Raw genomic sequence first — 12,817 nt, forward strand, 5'->3', positions numbered from 1 at the left:
GCTAAGATCCATTGTCAAAAGGGAAACAGCCCAGACCATCAGCTAAGGTCCCCAAGTGTGTGTTAAGTGGGAAAGGATGTGGAGTTGCACAGACAACCAGGATGTTGGCTTAGAAGCAGCCACCATTTAAAGAGTGCGTAATAGCTCACTGGTCGAGTGACTCTGCGCCGAAAATGTAACGGGGCTAAACACACCACCGAAGCTATGGCTTGATGCTTGCATCAGGGGTAGGGGAGCGTTGTATAAGGGTTGAAGGTGTACCGTAAGGAGCGCTGGACATTATACAAGTGAGAATGCCGGTATGAGTAACGAAAAGATCAGTGAGAATCTGATCCGCCGAAAGCCTAAGGGTTCCTGAGGAAGGCTCGTCCACTCAGGGTAAGTCGGGACCTAAGGCGAGGCCGAAAGGCGTAGTCGAAGGACAACAGGTCGAAATTCCTGTACCACCGTAAGCCGTTATGAGCAATGGGGGGACGCAGTAGGGTAGTGACGCAGACTGATGGATGTCTGTCCAAGCAGTGAGGCTGATGTGTAGGCAAATCCGCACATCGTTAAGGCTGGGCTGTGATGGGGAGTGAAAATTAAAGTAGCGAAGGTCATGATCTCACACTGCCAAGAAAAGCCTCTAGCCAGGTGATGGTGCCCGTACCGCAAACCGACACAGGTAGGCGAGAAGAGAATTCTAAGGCGCGCGGAAGAACTCTCGTTAAGGAACTCGGCAAAATGACCCCGTAACTTCGGGAGAAGGGGTGCCCCGGTAGTGTGAATAGCACGAGGGGGCCGCAGTGAAAAGGCCCAAGCGACTGTTTAGCAAAAACACAGGTCTGTGCGAAGCCGTAAGGCGAAGTATACGGGCTGACGCCTGCCCGGTGCTGGAAGGTTAAGGGGAGCGGTTAGGAGCAATCCGAAGCTGTGAACCGAAGCCCCAGTAAACGGCGGCCGTAACTATAACGGTCCTAAGGTAGCGAAATTCCTTGTCAGGTAAATTCTGACCCGCACGAATGGCGTAACGACTTGGGCGCTGTCTCAACGAGAGATCCGGTGAAATTTTAATACCTGTGAAGATGCAGGTTACCCGCGACAAGACGGAAAGACCCCATGGAGCTTTACTGCAGCTTGATATTGAATTTGGGTACGATCTGTACAGGATAGGTGGGAGCCTTTGAAGCCGGAGCGCCAGCTTCGGTGGAGGCACCGTTGGGATACCACCCTGATCGTATCTAGGTTCTAACCTGGTACCGTAATCCGGTGCGGGGACAGTGTCAGGTGGGCAGTTTGACTGGGGCGGTCGCCTCCTAAAGAGTAACGGAGGCGCCCAAAGGTTCCCTCAGAATGGTTGGAAATCATTCGAAGAGTGCAAAGGCATAAGGGAGCTTGACTGCGAGACCTACAAGTCGAGCAGGGACGAAAGTCGGGCTTAGTGATCCGGTGGTACCGCATGGAAGGGCCATCGCTCAACGGATAAAAGCTACCCTGGGGATAACAGGCTTATCTCCCCCAAGAGTCCACATCGACGGGGAGGTTTGGCACCTCGATGTCGGCTCATCGCATCCTGGGGCTGAAGTAGGTCCCAAGGGTTGGGCTGTTCGCCCATTAAAGCGGTACGCGAGCTGGGTTCAGAACGTCGTGAGACAGTTCGGTCCCTATCTGTCGTGGGCGTAGGAAATTTGAGAGGAGCTGTCCTTAGTACGAGAGGACCGGGATGGACGTACCGCTGGTGTACCAGTTGTTCCGCCAGGAGCACCGCTGGGTAGCTATGTACGGACGGGATAAGCGCTGAAAGCATCTAAGCGTGAAGCCCCCCTCAAGATGAGATTTCCCAGTATGTAAGACCCCTTGAAGACGACGAGGTAGATAGGCTGGGGGTGGAAGTGCAGTAATGCATGGAGCTGACCAGTACTAATCGGTCGAGGGCTTATCCAATTAGCACGTTATAAATCGCAGACTTTCGTTTCGAATCTAGTTTTCAGAGAACAACACTCTGAGATGTAAGCTACGCGTTTGGTGGCGATGGCGGAGGGGTTCCACACGTACCCATCCCGAACACGACCGTTAAGCCCTCTAGCGCCGATGGTACTTGGACCGCAGGGTCCTGGGAGAGTAGGACGCCGCCAAGCGAATTCCCTTTGGGGTATTTTTTTTGCCCCCCTCGTAGAGAAAAAAGGGATATATATGTGGGCCCTTAGCTCAGTTGGTTAGAGCGCACCTCTGATAAGGGTGAGGCCGGTGGTTCGAGTCCACCAGGGCCCACCATAAATACAATAGTAATACCGAAGAATGGGGCCATAGCTCAGCTGGGAGAGCGCCTGCCTTGCAAGCAGGAGGTCAGCGGTTCGATCCCGCTTGGCTCCACCATTCCCTGATAGCTCAGTTGGTAGAGCACTCGACTGTTAATCGAGTTGTCACAGGTTCGAGCCCTGTTCGGGGAGCCATATGGAGAGGTGTCCGAGCTGGCCGAAGGAGCACGATTGGAAATCGTGTAGGCGTCACAAGCGTCTCGAGGGTTCGAATCCCTCTCTCTCCGCCAGATAGTTTTTAGCAAGGCCCGTTGGTCAAGGGGTTAAGACACCTCCCTTTCACGGAGGTAACAGGGGTTCGAATCCCCTACGGGTCATAACAATTTTTATTGTTTCAATGAGGGATGACAATCCCAATATGGAGGCTTAGCTCAGCTGGGAGAGCATCTGCCTTACAAGCAGAGGGTCGGGGGTTCGATCCCCTCAGCCTCCACCATATATATTTTTTCTAACGACGCGGGGTGGAGCAGCCCGGTAGCTCGTCGGGCTCATAACCCGAAGGCCGCAGGTTCAAATCCTGCCCCGCAATTATACTTTCTTACGAAAGTGATCTGGAACCGTGGTGTAGTTGGCCTAACATGCCTGCCTGTCACGCAGGAGATCGCGGGTTCGAATCCCGTCGGTTCCGCCATTTTTAAATTCCACCTTACACCGTGCCGGTGTAGCTCAACTGGTAGAGCAACTGACTTGTAATCAGTAGGTTGGGGGTTCAAGTCCTCTCGCCGGCACCATTTGTACCTTAACATCTGAGTCTGGAATAGCATGTATATTTAAGATAAAGATGGGTATACTGAATTACTCTAAGCAAGTTATGAGATGTAACTATGGCGATCGTGGCGAAGTGGTTAACGCACCGGTTTGTGGATCCGGCATTCGGGGGTTCAATTCCCCTCGATCGCCCCATTATCTCATTGGGGATTAGCCAAGCGGTAAGGCAACGGACTTTGACTCCGTCATGCATAGGTTCAAATCCTATATCCCCAGCCATTTACTTGAGTCATTAGCTCAGTTGGTAGAGCACCTGACTTTTAATCAGGGTGTCGAAGGTTCGAGCCCTTCATGACTCACTTTTATATTTTGCGGTCGTGGCGGAATTGGCAGACGCGCACGGTTCAGGTCCGTGTGGGCTAACCCCCGTGGAGGTTCGAGTCCTCTCGACCGCACCAATTATTATGCGGAAGTGGCTCAGCGGTAGAGCATCGCCTTGCCAAGGCGAGGGTCGCGGGTTCGATTCCCGTCTTCCGCTCCATATTTGCGCCCTTAGCTCAGCTGGATAGAGCGTTTGACTACGAATCAAAAGGCCGGGAGTTCGAATCTCTCAGGGCGCGCCATTATTTTTTTTCTATATCGGGATGTAGCTCAGCTTGGTAGAGCACCTGGTTTGGGACCAGGGGGTCGCATGTTCAAATCGTGTCATCCCGATTTTATCTTGTGCGGGTGTAGTTCAATGGTAGAACTTTAGCCTTCCAAGCTAATAGCGTGGGTTCGATTCCCATCACCCGCTTAGTGAAATACATGAAAGAGCTCTTGCGCTTAGCAAGGGCTTTTTATTTGTTTAAAATGATATTTCTAAAAATAAAGCCGAACGAGTTCATTCCGTATTTTTACGCTAACTATGGATCGGATCATAACGCTCGATGTAATGCTCGCCATATCACCATGGTGAACCAATAAACTGGATAGTTTGATTATTTCAATAATGTTTGTTTAAATGGAATAACTTCAACTTTAGAGATACATCTCTACATGTTTTTTTCTATATGCTTATATACCTTTTACACTATGGAGGAGGAATCGTATGAAAAAAGCGCTGGTTATTGGCGGAAGTGGGACGTTAGGGAAGGCTATTGTTGCTAAGTTAAAGGATTTACCTGTAGAAGTGATTACAGCAGGTAGACAGTCTGGTGATTATCAGGTGGATATGACTTCAACGGATAGTATTACTGCGTTATTTGAGTCCGTTGGCTCTATTGATTATGTCATTGTGGCGGCAGGTCAGACGCATTATGCCAAACTGGAAGAGTTAACGCCCGAAGATAATATGATCAGTGTCCACGGAAAATTGTTAGGGCAAGTCAACATTGTGCTGATTGGTCAGCACTACGTTAATGACAAGGGTAGCTTTACCTTAGTTAGCGGAATCATCAAGGATCATCCGATTGTGAAGGGTGCTTCAAGTGCCATGGTTAATGGTGCAATCGATTCGTTTGCAAAAGCAGCAGCTTATGAACTACCCCGAGGCATACGGTTGAATTCAGTTAGCCCTAACTTATTCGAGGAATCGGCAGAGAAGTATAAAGGTGTCTTTATCGGATTCAATCCCGTACCTGTGGAGCGTGTAGCCAATACGTTTATTCAAAGTGCACTTGGCATTGAAACGGCACAGAACTTTAAAGTATATTAACAGACTTCATCTCAATCCCGTTTCTGTATTGGACACGTAGACTAGGCTACATGGCAGGTCAGTGTGATGCACCAAACTCATTATAGTGTGCTCTAATGATTCAACCATCTCTGGATCCCAAGTGGATAACATGAAATACACCACACGATCAAAAATAAAAGGACATGAACTGGAGCGAACTCCAATGCATGTCCTTTAACGTTTACCTCTACAAAGTGTGTCTCTGATGGGTACATTAATTAATACGCTTACCTCAACCTCAACCTGAATCTCAACTCGAGCCTCAACTTACTTAGCCCTTTATTCTTACCGTATTCTTACCTTACGCTTACTCATACCTATATTCGTACTGCATATTTCATCTGTACCTTGCTATACCTGCAACTTAGTATCTCTCCAGAATAAGCTGTGTTTTCAAGCCATCTGCTGGAAGCAGCCACTGTTTGTTTTCAAGTACCTGCATTAGTTGATTACGGAGATCGGAGACGGTTGAAGCGTTATCTGTTTTGAAAGAAACCTCAACAATATTCTCTACTCCAGTGCCAGCTGCATTACGGATAGGCCATACTTCTAAGGTCATCTCCTGTCCATTCCAAGTTCCTTTGTACCGCTGGAAAGTTACTGGGCCATAGACACGGGAGTCGGTCAGCTTTTGTTTACCCCAGTTGGAGGAAGACCATTTGTTCAGCTTACCTGGTAGCTTGTCCAACAACATCTTCAATGCTTCTTGATCTGAAGGCAGGTTAATGCCGCTATTTTTAGGGGAATCTACTTTTTTGGTATTCGAGAAGCTAAGTGTTTGTTTGCCATATCCCCAATCAATCTCAGCCTCATAGTTATCATCTGAGGAATCGAATCCCTCTTGGTTAGCCAGTGTAAGAGCTGCATTTACATCTCCATTGATGATCGGGTAGCGCTTCTTGTATGTCAGTTCATAATTATTTTTATCTTCTTTTTTGCGAAAACGTACGTTCCAACCTTCTTCGTCCAGCTCCCGCGCATTGGTGTCAAAGTACTCTGTCTGAATGGCAGTTGGCGTGGAATCAAGACCAAGCGTCTGAACAACTTCAGTACGTGGAGTACCATCTGCATTCAATACCAGTTCAGGTTTAGCCAAAAACTTAACCTCATATGCAGGAACCGCATTTGCTGCAGCAGAGGCCTGTGGTGCTTCCAGTACCGTAAGTCCACTTCCCAATGTCACGATGCTTAGCATCAACGACGCCGTTACCTTTTTCCACTTTTTCAAAACCAATCACTCCCTAGGTTGAATTATTGTACAGACCCCACTTTATCGTTCGAGTATGTCGAAGTGATTAACGGGAGAAGCACATTGCGTTAACCCTGCATAGATTTGATGAATGGTGAACGATAGTTTCTCTAGGTGATCTGTTGATAACGTAATAGGGAACCTGTGATCAGCGTGTACAACGTCAGCACTTTATGAATGGCTTAACTTCATTAGGTTAGTACTGCACGCAGACTCCACTCACGTAAAACTTCCTCGAAACGATGGATCTGAACGGAGGGATGCCGATCCTTGTTATGAACCATGTACATATGGCGAGGTGCCAGTTCCCCGGGAATGGGAAGAACCCGAATGAGTCCTTGGCTCTCCTCCCACTTAACAGCCATACGTGAAGTAAATGAGATATGACCTCCTAATAGTACTAATTGTTTGATTGCTTCCAGCGAGTCCATCTCGACCGTACCACGTAATCGAACCTCATGCTGCTCCAGCCACTGATTCGTTATGCGGCGGGTATTGGATTGATTCCCATGCAGGACAAACGGCACTTGAGCAATGTGCTCAGGCTGTAGGTCTTCCTTTTGAACCAGAGCATGCTGGGGTGTGCAAATGAGAACGAGATTATCTTCGCACAACGTCTCTGTCTGAAGCATCGGACCGACAAACGGCTCAGATGAAATGATTCCTAGATCGATCTGGTGTCGTACTAACATATCTCGGATGACAGGAGCCGGTTTAACCGATAAATGAATCCGAATGCCCGGAAACTCTTGAGAGAAAGCATTCAGTATCGGAGGTAATAGGTACGTTGCAGGTACATAACTTGCTCCAATGTGCAGGGTTCCCCGGTAGAGACTGTCATATTCCCGAACGACTCGGCGAGCCTCTTGGGTGAGGGCATTGATTTTCACAGAATAATGGAGCAGCGCTTGTCCCGCCTCGGTCAGAAATGTTTTCCCACTTCGTGATTCAAATAACCGCACACCCATCTCTTCTTCTAATGACTTCATATGAAATGTAACTGTAGGCTGCTTAATGCCTAAAATTTCAGCAACGCTGGTCATGTGATGATGCTTATCAATCAGCTCAACAATTTGTAATTTGATCAGATTCAATAGATACTCACTCCTCTCATTTTTTCAAACTCGTAGTCCACTAAATAGAGAACAAACTATAGAAAACATCATTAGGTCGCCTTATATAGATTTAATCTATGAACATCAACAGAATTCATCTAAAAAGTTAATTATCATTTTACATTCCTAACATACAACTCTCGAAGGCGAACGTTAGACTGATAACAGTACTAGAAGACAGGCAGGGATGCTTATGAAATTAGAAATACGACAGGTTCAAAAATCATTCAATCGTACTCCGGCGTTATTGCCTACTGATCTCACGCTTGAACACGGACAGTTTACAACGCTGCTCGGCCCATCAGGCTGTGGTAAGACAACACTGCTACGTATGCTGGCAGGACTTGAACAGCCGGATGCGGGAGCTATATACGCGGATGGCGAGTGTATCTATTCAGCAGAGAAGCGGATTGATGTGCCAACACATAAGCGGAATCTGGGCATGGTGTTTCAAGACTTCGCCTTGTGGCCGCATATGACGGTATATGAAAATGTAGCGTTTGGCTTAAGGGCTGGTAAACAGAAGTCCGATCTGCGGCAAAAAGTAAAAGAAGCACTCGATATGGTACGCCTGCAAGGGATGGAGGATCGTTATCCTCACCAGTTGTCCGGTGGACAGCAACAGCGGGTTGCTTTTGCCAGAGCCGTGGCCGTTCGACCAGGTGTGATCTTGTTCGACGAACCACTAAGCGCACTAGATGCTGTATTACGGGAAGAGATGCGGATTGAGATGATGTCACTGGTACGAGATATGGGATTGACCGCATTATATGTGACGCATGATCAGGTTGAGGCGATGTCGATGTCGGATGAGATTGTCGTGATGGAGAAGGGACGAATATTGCAAAAAGGCAGTCCAGAAACCATCTACGCTACACCGAGCGAAGCCTTTGTTGCTTCATTTATCGGTAAATCGAACTGGCTGACGCCGAATCAATCTATGGTTCGACCGGAATATGTCTCCTGGAACAAGATCAGTCATGACGATCTCCGATATCACGGGGTCGTGCTCAGTGTTAGTTATGTAGGTGAGCGATATGAAGTTCGGGTGCAGATGGATGGGCTGGGCGTGTGGACGGCATATCGGAACAACAGAGTAGGTATAGGCGAGCAGGTAGATCTCTATGTGTCTCCTGAACGCATACATCGAATGAATATAGAGGGCGAGACAAGCTTTACGAGAAATAAGATCGCAGCAGTAAATTAAGTGATTGACCACAACTATAAAACCAACTAAGGGAGATGTAATAACATGTTTGGAATGAATACACGTAAGAAAAGCGCAATGCTGATTTTATCCGCGGTAATGAGTATCAGCTTGTTTGGATGTAGCACAGGTAATACGACTACAGGTTCAGCGGCTCAACCGGCAGGCGAGGGTAACACGGCAGCTGCTGCAGAAACAACGGATAAAACAGGCGGCAAACTGGTATTGTATAGCGCAGGGCCGCAGAAGTTGGCTGATAATATCGTAAGTGGATTTACAGCGAAAACGGGCATTGAGGTGGAAATGTTCCAAGGAACGACAGGTAAGATTCTGGCTCGGATGGAAGCTGAAAAATCAAATCCGGTAGCAGACGTAGTCATTCTTGCTTCTTTACCCTCCGCGCAGGCGTTGAAAGCAGATGGACTAACCCTGCCTTATCCAGAAGCGGCGAACGCCGATAAATTGAACAAGGATTGGTCGGATGCCGAAGGCAACTATTTCAGCAGCAGTGCATCTGCTCTGGGGATCGTCTACAACACCAAGCTCGTATCCACGCCGCCTACTTCATGGGCTGAGCTCGCTACACCTGCATGGAAAGATGCAGTGAACATTCCCGATCCAACGCTCTCCGGTTCTGCACTGGACTTTATCACAGGTTACTTGAGTGCGAATGGAGACAAGGGTTGGGATCTGCTAAGCAGTTACAAAGCTAATGGCGTAGCTATGGCAGGAGCAAATCAGGAAGCACTTGATCCAGTTATTACGGGTGCGAAGAGCATCGTAGCAGCTGGTGTAGATTACATGGCGTATTCCTCCAAAGCCAAAGGTGAGCCACTGGATATTGTGTATCCTGAAGAGGGAACAGTGATTAGCCCAAGACCGGCAGCTATTTTGAAATCAAGCCCGAATGTAGATAATGCCAAAGCATTTATCGACTATCTCTTGTCTGACGAAGCACAAAAGTTGGTTACCGATGCTTACCTGATTCCAGGACGTGAAGATATTGAAGCAACGAATCGCGCAAACGTGAAAGATATTCCACAACTCAAAGTGGATTGGACTTGGATGAGTGAGCACGGAGATGAGACGGCAGCACGCTTCTCTGAAATCTTCAAATAAGATGAATAATCAAACTATTCTACGGAGGGTCGGCGTGATTCTGGCCCTCTTTCTGTTGACGGTAAGCATTGGCGTACCTCTGCTTTTTATTTTCTGGCAAAGTATATATCCGGATGGCCAGTGGGACTGGACGGCTCCTATTCGTACAATCACAGGGCATCATTTATCCGGGTACTGCTAAATTCCATATGGCTTTGTGTCTGTGTGGTTATTGGAACAACACTGCTCGCCTTGCCGCTCGCATGGATGATGTCTAAGACTCGAATGGGTCAGCATCGCTGGGTAGACGTAATCTTGATGATCCCGTTTATGACTCCACCGTACATTGGTTCTATGGGCTGGATTCTGTTCATGCAAAAAGGGGGCTATCTCCAGCAATGGATCCCTCAGCTTCGAATTGGAGTGAGCTGTTCTTCAGTTTCTGGGGAATGGTGCTCATTATGAGCCTGCATCTATTCCCGTTCCTATACTTACTGCTTCGGGACGCATTGATCCGCATCGGCGGCAATCTGGAAGAAGCGGGAGCAGTACACGGTGCGCCTGCGAGCTATCGGTTCCGGCGTATTATTCTTCCATTGTTACTGTCTTCTTATGGTATGGGCATCATGCTAGTATTTGTCAAAACGATTGCGGAATTCGGAACACCTGCCACCTTCGGTAGAAAGATTGGCTACTACGTTATGACTTCAGAGATTCATAAGTATATCTCCAGTTGGCCGATTGACTTTGGTAGGGCAACGTCACTCGCTTCCATCCTGTTGTCAGTCTGTCTCGTTATGTGGTACATGCAGTCTACAATGTCGCGCAAGTTCACCTACCGCTTAATAGGAGGAAAGGGACAACGTTCCAAGCGCTATTCTCTCCGGGGCTGGACTGGAGTGCTCTGCGGTTTGTATCTCGCTCTACTTTTGATTCTTTCTGTAGGTATTCCGTATTTCTCCATTATTGCAGCTTCAACGATGAAGCTACGCGGAGTCGGGTTGGCTTGGGATAACTTAACGCTAGAGCATTACCGTGATCTCTTGTCGTGGGGTTCTGTTAGTTTGAAGGCGATCGGAAATAGCTTAGGGCTGTCGCTCGCGGCTTCAACGGTCGCAGTGTTCATCGGTACGGGGCTTGCGCTGACCATCGGCAAATCATCTTCATGGATGCAGCGTATCATTGATTTGTTCAGCCTGCTGCCGAACACTGTGCCGGGGATCGTCATGGTTGTCGGACTGATTTTGTTCTGGAATTCACCTTGGATGCCATTCACGCTCTATAACACCTATGGCATGGTTGTTCTCACCTATGTTGTGCTGTTCCTTCCTTATACCGTGCAATATGTAAAATCAAGCTTTACTCAAATTGACGGATCGTTATTTCAGGCAGGTCAGGTATTTGGCGGCAAGCCGCTGTACATCCTACGGCGTATTCTCGTTCCCTTAATTATTCCTGGCATGCTTGCAGGGTGGATGATGACCTTTACGATTGCGACAAGAGAACTGGTCGCCTCGTTATTAATTCTTCCGCCGTCGATGCAGACGTCGGCGACGTATATTTTTGCCCAGTTTGAACAGGGTCAGGTTTCATTAGGTATGGCGATGGCAGTCGTTACTGTAGGGATGACGGTACTTATGTTGCTAGGGATTGAAATTCTGAATTCGAAGAGAAAGTGGAATGCATCATGATCAAACTGAACGTATGGGGCGGTGCAGGGGAACATGGCCGCTCTTCGTATCTCCTTAGCGGGAGTACACAACGTCTATTACTGGATTGTGGCGTCAAAAAAGGTGGAGCAGGGGAGTACCCCCTCCTTGATAAACAGATTGTACCGAAGCTCGATGCCGTGCTGTTGTCTCATGCACATGAGGATCACTCTGTAGCCATCCCTCTGCTGTATAACCTGGGCTATCAGGGTGAAGTGTGGACAACGCGTGAGACACGAGAACAGTTGGACACGTACTTCAAGGCATGGCGAAACAATACAGAGCGTGCAGGATATGCTGTGCCCTATGCAGAGAGTGACGTGCAGTCTATCCGGTATCGTTATTTGGAACAAGAGGCAGCGCGTGGAACTTGGTTTGAGCTTATCCCTGGTGTGTGGGCGATCTGGGGGCGTACGGGTCATCTCGCTGGCTCTGTTTGGTTTGCGATTGAGATGGAGGAACGACGCATATTTTACTCTGGCGACTACACTTCTGAATCCATGCTGCTACAAGAGGATGATCCTTTAGCGACTTTACGTGGCGCCAATCGATTGTATAGCACGCAGAGGAGCAAACCGATGCGCAGTCGGGTGGATCAAACGGCATTAAGAGGCAACCTCGCTGTGGGTCAGGAAGCCGAGTTTGCAGGTGATCAAGCGATCAATGCGTCCTTATCTACGTCGTTTAGAGAAGCGGAGCAAGCGGCTCCTGCCCATGATTCGATAGCAATGGACGATAAACAGTTCTTGAGCTGGCAGTCAGCACCTAATGCTAAGACAGTGGAGGCCACTACCTCTAGCGAGAGCAGAGCCTTGTCGATACAGCCTATGAAACCGTTGGAAGAACTACTGGATCTCGCTATCATGGATGCTGCTTACGGTACAGATCGGGATACGCAGGCTGATAAGTTACAACAGTTGGATCATGCGATTCGTGGGACGATTGCGCGTGGCGGGAAAGTGCTGTTGCCTATGCCTGTGGTAGGGCGTGGGCAAGAGATCATGTTATGGGCAGAGCAACAGTACCCTGACATTCCTTTATTCGTCGAACAGGGATTGATGAAGGGCATGAAGCAGCTTCTACATTCACCGTACTGGCTGAGAGAGAGCGAAGTAGCGAACAAGAGATCGCTGACCGAAGCGATTACGGAATGCTTGAACGGAACTAGGTGGCAGATACCAGTGACGCAAGAAGAGCGGGAGCAATGGTTGGAGCAGCATGGAGCCTCGCTATGGTTTATTCCGGATGGCATGATGCAGTCTGCACTTGCCCGTTGGTATTATAGTCAGTTAGCCGGAGATCAGAACAATATGGTGCTGCTTACTGGACATGTGTCGGAGGGCACCTATGCAGGTCAACTGTCACGAGCTCCTGAAGAGCATGGGAAGTGTGAGGTACGGAAGGTTCGTTACAAGGTTCATCAAGGGTGGATGGATGCAGCCAGAATGATACGCAGACTTCCTGCAAGACACACGATTCTAGTGCACACCAATCGCGAAGAGACGGATAAACTTAGGGATCATCTTCTAAGCGATAATACGCTTAGTGAAGCTAGGTTAAGTGAAGGTGAGGAAGCTGCGCCTAATAAGATGATTCATTCGCTATCACCTGGGGATGAGCTTGTGCTGTGATTGGCGAGTGGGATCTAGATCGTTAATGAGAGATTCGTGAGATTCATGATATAAAGAGAACGCCCTTACGGGGCGTTCTCTTTATA

The 12,817-nt window shown here is 48.4% G+C and carries 6 protein-coding genes, 17 tRNA genes, 2 rRNA genes and 1 pseudogene (1 of these 26 cut by a window edge); 24 read left to right on the forward strand and 2 right to left on the reverse strand.

Annotated elements, in window-relative coordinates; translation table 11 throughout:
* The 20 genes from DMB88_RS01585 to DMB88_RS01680 all read left to right on the forward strand — a co-directional run.
* Positions 1–1,923 (forward strand): 23S ribosomal RNA (locus DMB88_RS01585) (it extends 1,002 nt beyond the left edge of the window).
* Between the two features lie 77 nt (positions 1,924–2,000).
* Positions 2,001–2,117: ribosomal RNA gene (gene rrf / locus DMB88_RS01590) — 5S ribosomal RNA — on the forward strand.
* Between the two features lie 59 nt (positions 2,118–2,176).
* Positions 2,177–2,253: transfer RNA gene (locus DMB88_RS01595), tRNA-Ile, on the forward strand.
* Positions 2,254–2,279: 26 nt separating this feature from the next.
* Positions 2,280–2,355, forward strand: a tRNA-Ala gene (locus tag DMB88_RS01600).
* 1 nt (position 2,356) lies between these two features.
* Positions 2,357–2,432 (forward strand) — tRNA-Asn (locus DMB88_RS01605).
* Positions 2,433–2,435: 3 nt separating this feature from the next.
* Positions 2,436–2,527, forward strand: a tRNA-Ser gene (locus DMB88_RS01610).
* Positions 2,528–2,542: 15 nt separating this feature from the next.
* Positions 2,543–2,614: transfer RNA gene (locus DMB88_RS01615), tRNA-Glu, on the forward strand.
* Positions 2,615–2,657: 43 nt separating this feature from the next.
* Positions 2,658–2,733: transfer RNA gene (locus tag DMB88_RS01620), tRNA-Val, on the forward strand.
* A gap of 19 nt (positions 2,734–2,752) precedes the next feature.
* Positions 2,753–2,825: transfer RNA gene (locus tag DMB88_RS01625), tRNA-Met, on the forward strand.
* Positions 2,826–2,850: 25 nt separating this feature from the next.
* Positions 2,851–2,928 (forward strand) — tRNA-Asp (locus DMB88_RS01630).
* 24 nt (positions 2,929–2,952) lie between these two features.
* Positions 2,953–3,028: transfer RNA gene (locus tag DMB88_RS01635), tRNA-Thr, on the forward strand.
* A 96-nt stretch (positions 3,029–3,124) separates the two neighbouring features.
* Positions 3,125–3,200 (forward strand) — tRNA-His (locus DMB88_RS01640).
* 9 nt (positions 3,201–3,209) lie between these two features.
* Positions 3,210–3,284, forward strand: a tRNA-Gln gene (locus tag DMB88_RS01645).
* A gap of 7 nt (positions 3,285–3,291) precedes the next feature.
* Positions 3,292–3,364, forward strand: a tRNA-Lys gene (locus tag DMB88_RS01650).
* A gap of 12 nt (positions 3,365–3,376) precedes the next feature.
* Positions 3,377–3,463: transfer RNA gene (locus tag DMB88_RS01655), tRNA-Leu, on the forward strand.
* 8 nt (positions 3,464–3,471) lie between these two features.
* A tRNA-Gly gene (locus tag DMB88_RS01660) sits at positions 3,472–3,546 on the forward strand.
* 5 nt (positions 3,547–3,551) lie between these two features.
* Positions 3,552–3,628, forward strand: a tRNA-Arg gene (locus DMB88_RS01665).
* A 17-nt stretch (positions 3,629–3,645) separates the two neighbouring features.
* A tRNA-Pro gene (locus DMB88_RS01670) sits at positions 3,646–3,719 on the forward strand.
* A gap of 11 nt (positions 3,720–3,730) precedes the next feature.
* A tRNA-Gly gene (locus DMB88_RS01675) sits at positions 3,731–3,801 on the forward strand.
* 294 nt (positions 3,802–4,095) lie between these two features.
* Complete coding sequence (locus tag DMB88_RS01680) at positions 4,096–4,701, forward strand: short chain dehydrogenase (RefSeq protein ID WP_128099944.1); 606 nt, start codon at positions 4,096–4,098, stop codon at positions 4,699–4,701.
* A 385-nt stretch (positions 4,702–5,086) separates the two neighbouring features.
* On the opposite strand, the gene DMB88_RS01685 is transcribed toward DMB88_RS01680, so the two are convergent.
* Both DMB88_RS01685 and DMB88_RS01690 read right to left on the reverse strand, forming a co-directional pair.
* A complete protein-coding gene (locus DMB88_RS01685; RefSeq protein WP_128099945.1) occupies positions 5,087–5,950 on the reverse strand; it encodes a CYTH domain-containing protein in 864 nt (287 codons plus the stop codon).
* A gap of 212 nt (positions 5,951–6,162) precedes the next feature.
* Positions 6,163–7,065 carry a LysR family transcriptional regulator gene (locus tag DMB88_RS01690; protein WP_128099946.1) on the reverse strand — a complete coding sequence of 301 codons (903 nt, stop codon included), beginning with the start codon at positions 7,063–7,065 and terminating at the stop codon, positions 6,163–6,165.
* 214 nt (positions 7,066–7,279) lie between these two features.
* Between DMB88_RS01690 and DMB88_RS01695 the strand changes: the two genes are divergently transcribed.
* From DMB88_RS01695 to DMB88_RS01710, 4 genes and pseudogenes are all read left to right on the forward strand, one after another.
* The gene (locus DMB88_RS01695) at positions 7,280–8,293 is read left to right on the forward strand and encodes an ABC transporter ATP-binding protein (RefSeq protein WP_128099947.1); all 1,014 of its coding nucleotides are present in this window, start codon (positions 7,280–7,282) and stop codon (positions 8,291–8,293) included.
* Between the two features lie 45 nt (positions 8,294–8,338).
* Positions 8,339–9,412 (forward strand): ABC transporter substrate-binding protein, encoded by a 1,074-nt coding sequence (locus tag DMB88_RS01700; protein ID WP_128099948.1) that lies wholly within the window; start codon positions 8,339–8,341, stop codon positions 9,410–9,412.
* A gap of 1 nt (position 9,413) precedes the next feature.
* A pseudogene (locus tag DMB88_RS01705) lies at positions 9,414–11,082 on the forward strand (ABC transporter permease).
* Positions 11,079–12,731 (forward strand): MBL fold metallo-hydrolase, encoded by a 1,653-nt coding sequence (locus DMB88_RS01710; protein WP_254438414.1) that lies wholly within the window; start codon positions 11,079–11,081, stop codon positions 12,729–12,731. Before DMB88_RS01705 ends, DMB88_RS01710 begins: the two are co-directional and overlap by 4 nt.
* Positions 12,732–12,817: the final 86 nt, after the last annotated feature.

Source organism: Paenibacillus sp. DCT19 (assembly GCF_003268635.1).
In the GTDB taxonomy this organism is placed as follows: domain Bacteria; phylum Bacillota; class Bacilli; order Paenibacillales; family Paenibacillaceae; genus Paenibacillus.

Coding starts and splice junctions, on each gene's coding strand:
- DMB88_RS01680 (WP_128099944.1), top strand. CDS start 4,096: ATGAAAAAAGCGCTGGTTATTGGCGGAAGTGGGACGTTAGGGAAGGCT.
- DMB88_RS01695 (WP_128099947.1), top strand. CDS start 7,280: ATGAAATTAGAAATACGACAGGTTCAAAAATCATTCAATCGTACTCCG.
- DMB88_RS01700 (WP_128099948.1), top strand. CDS start 8,339: ATGTTTGGAATGAATACACGTAAGAAAAGCGCAATGCTGATTTTATCC.
- DMB88_RS01710 (WP_254438414.1), top strand. CDS start 11,079: ATGATCAAACTGAACGTATGGGGCGGTGCAGGGGAACATGGCCGCTCT.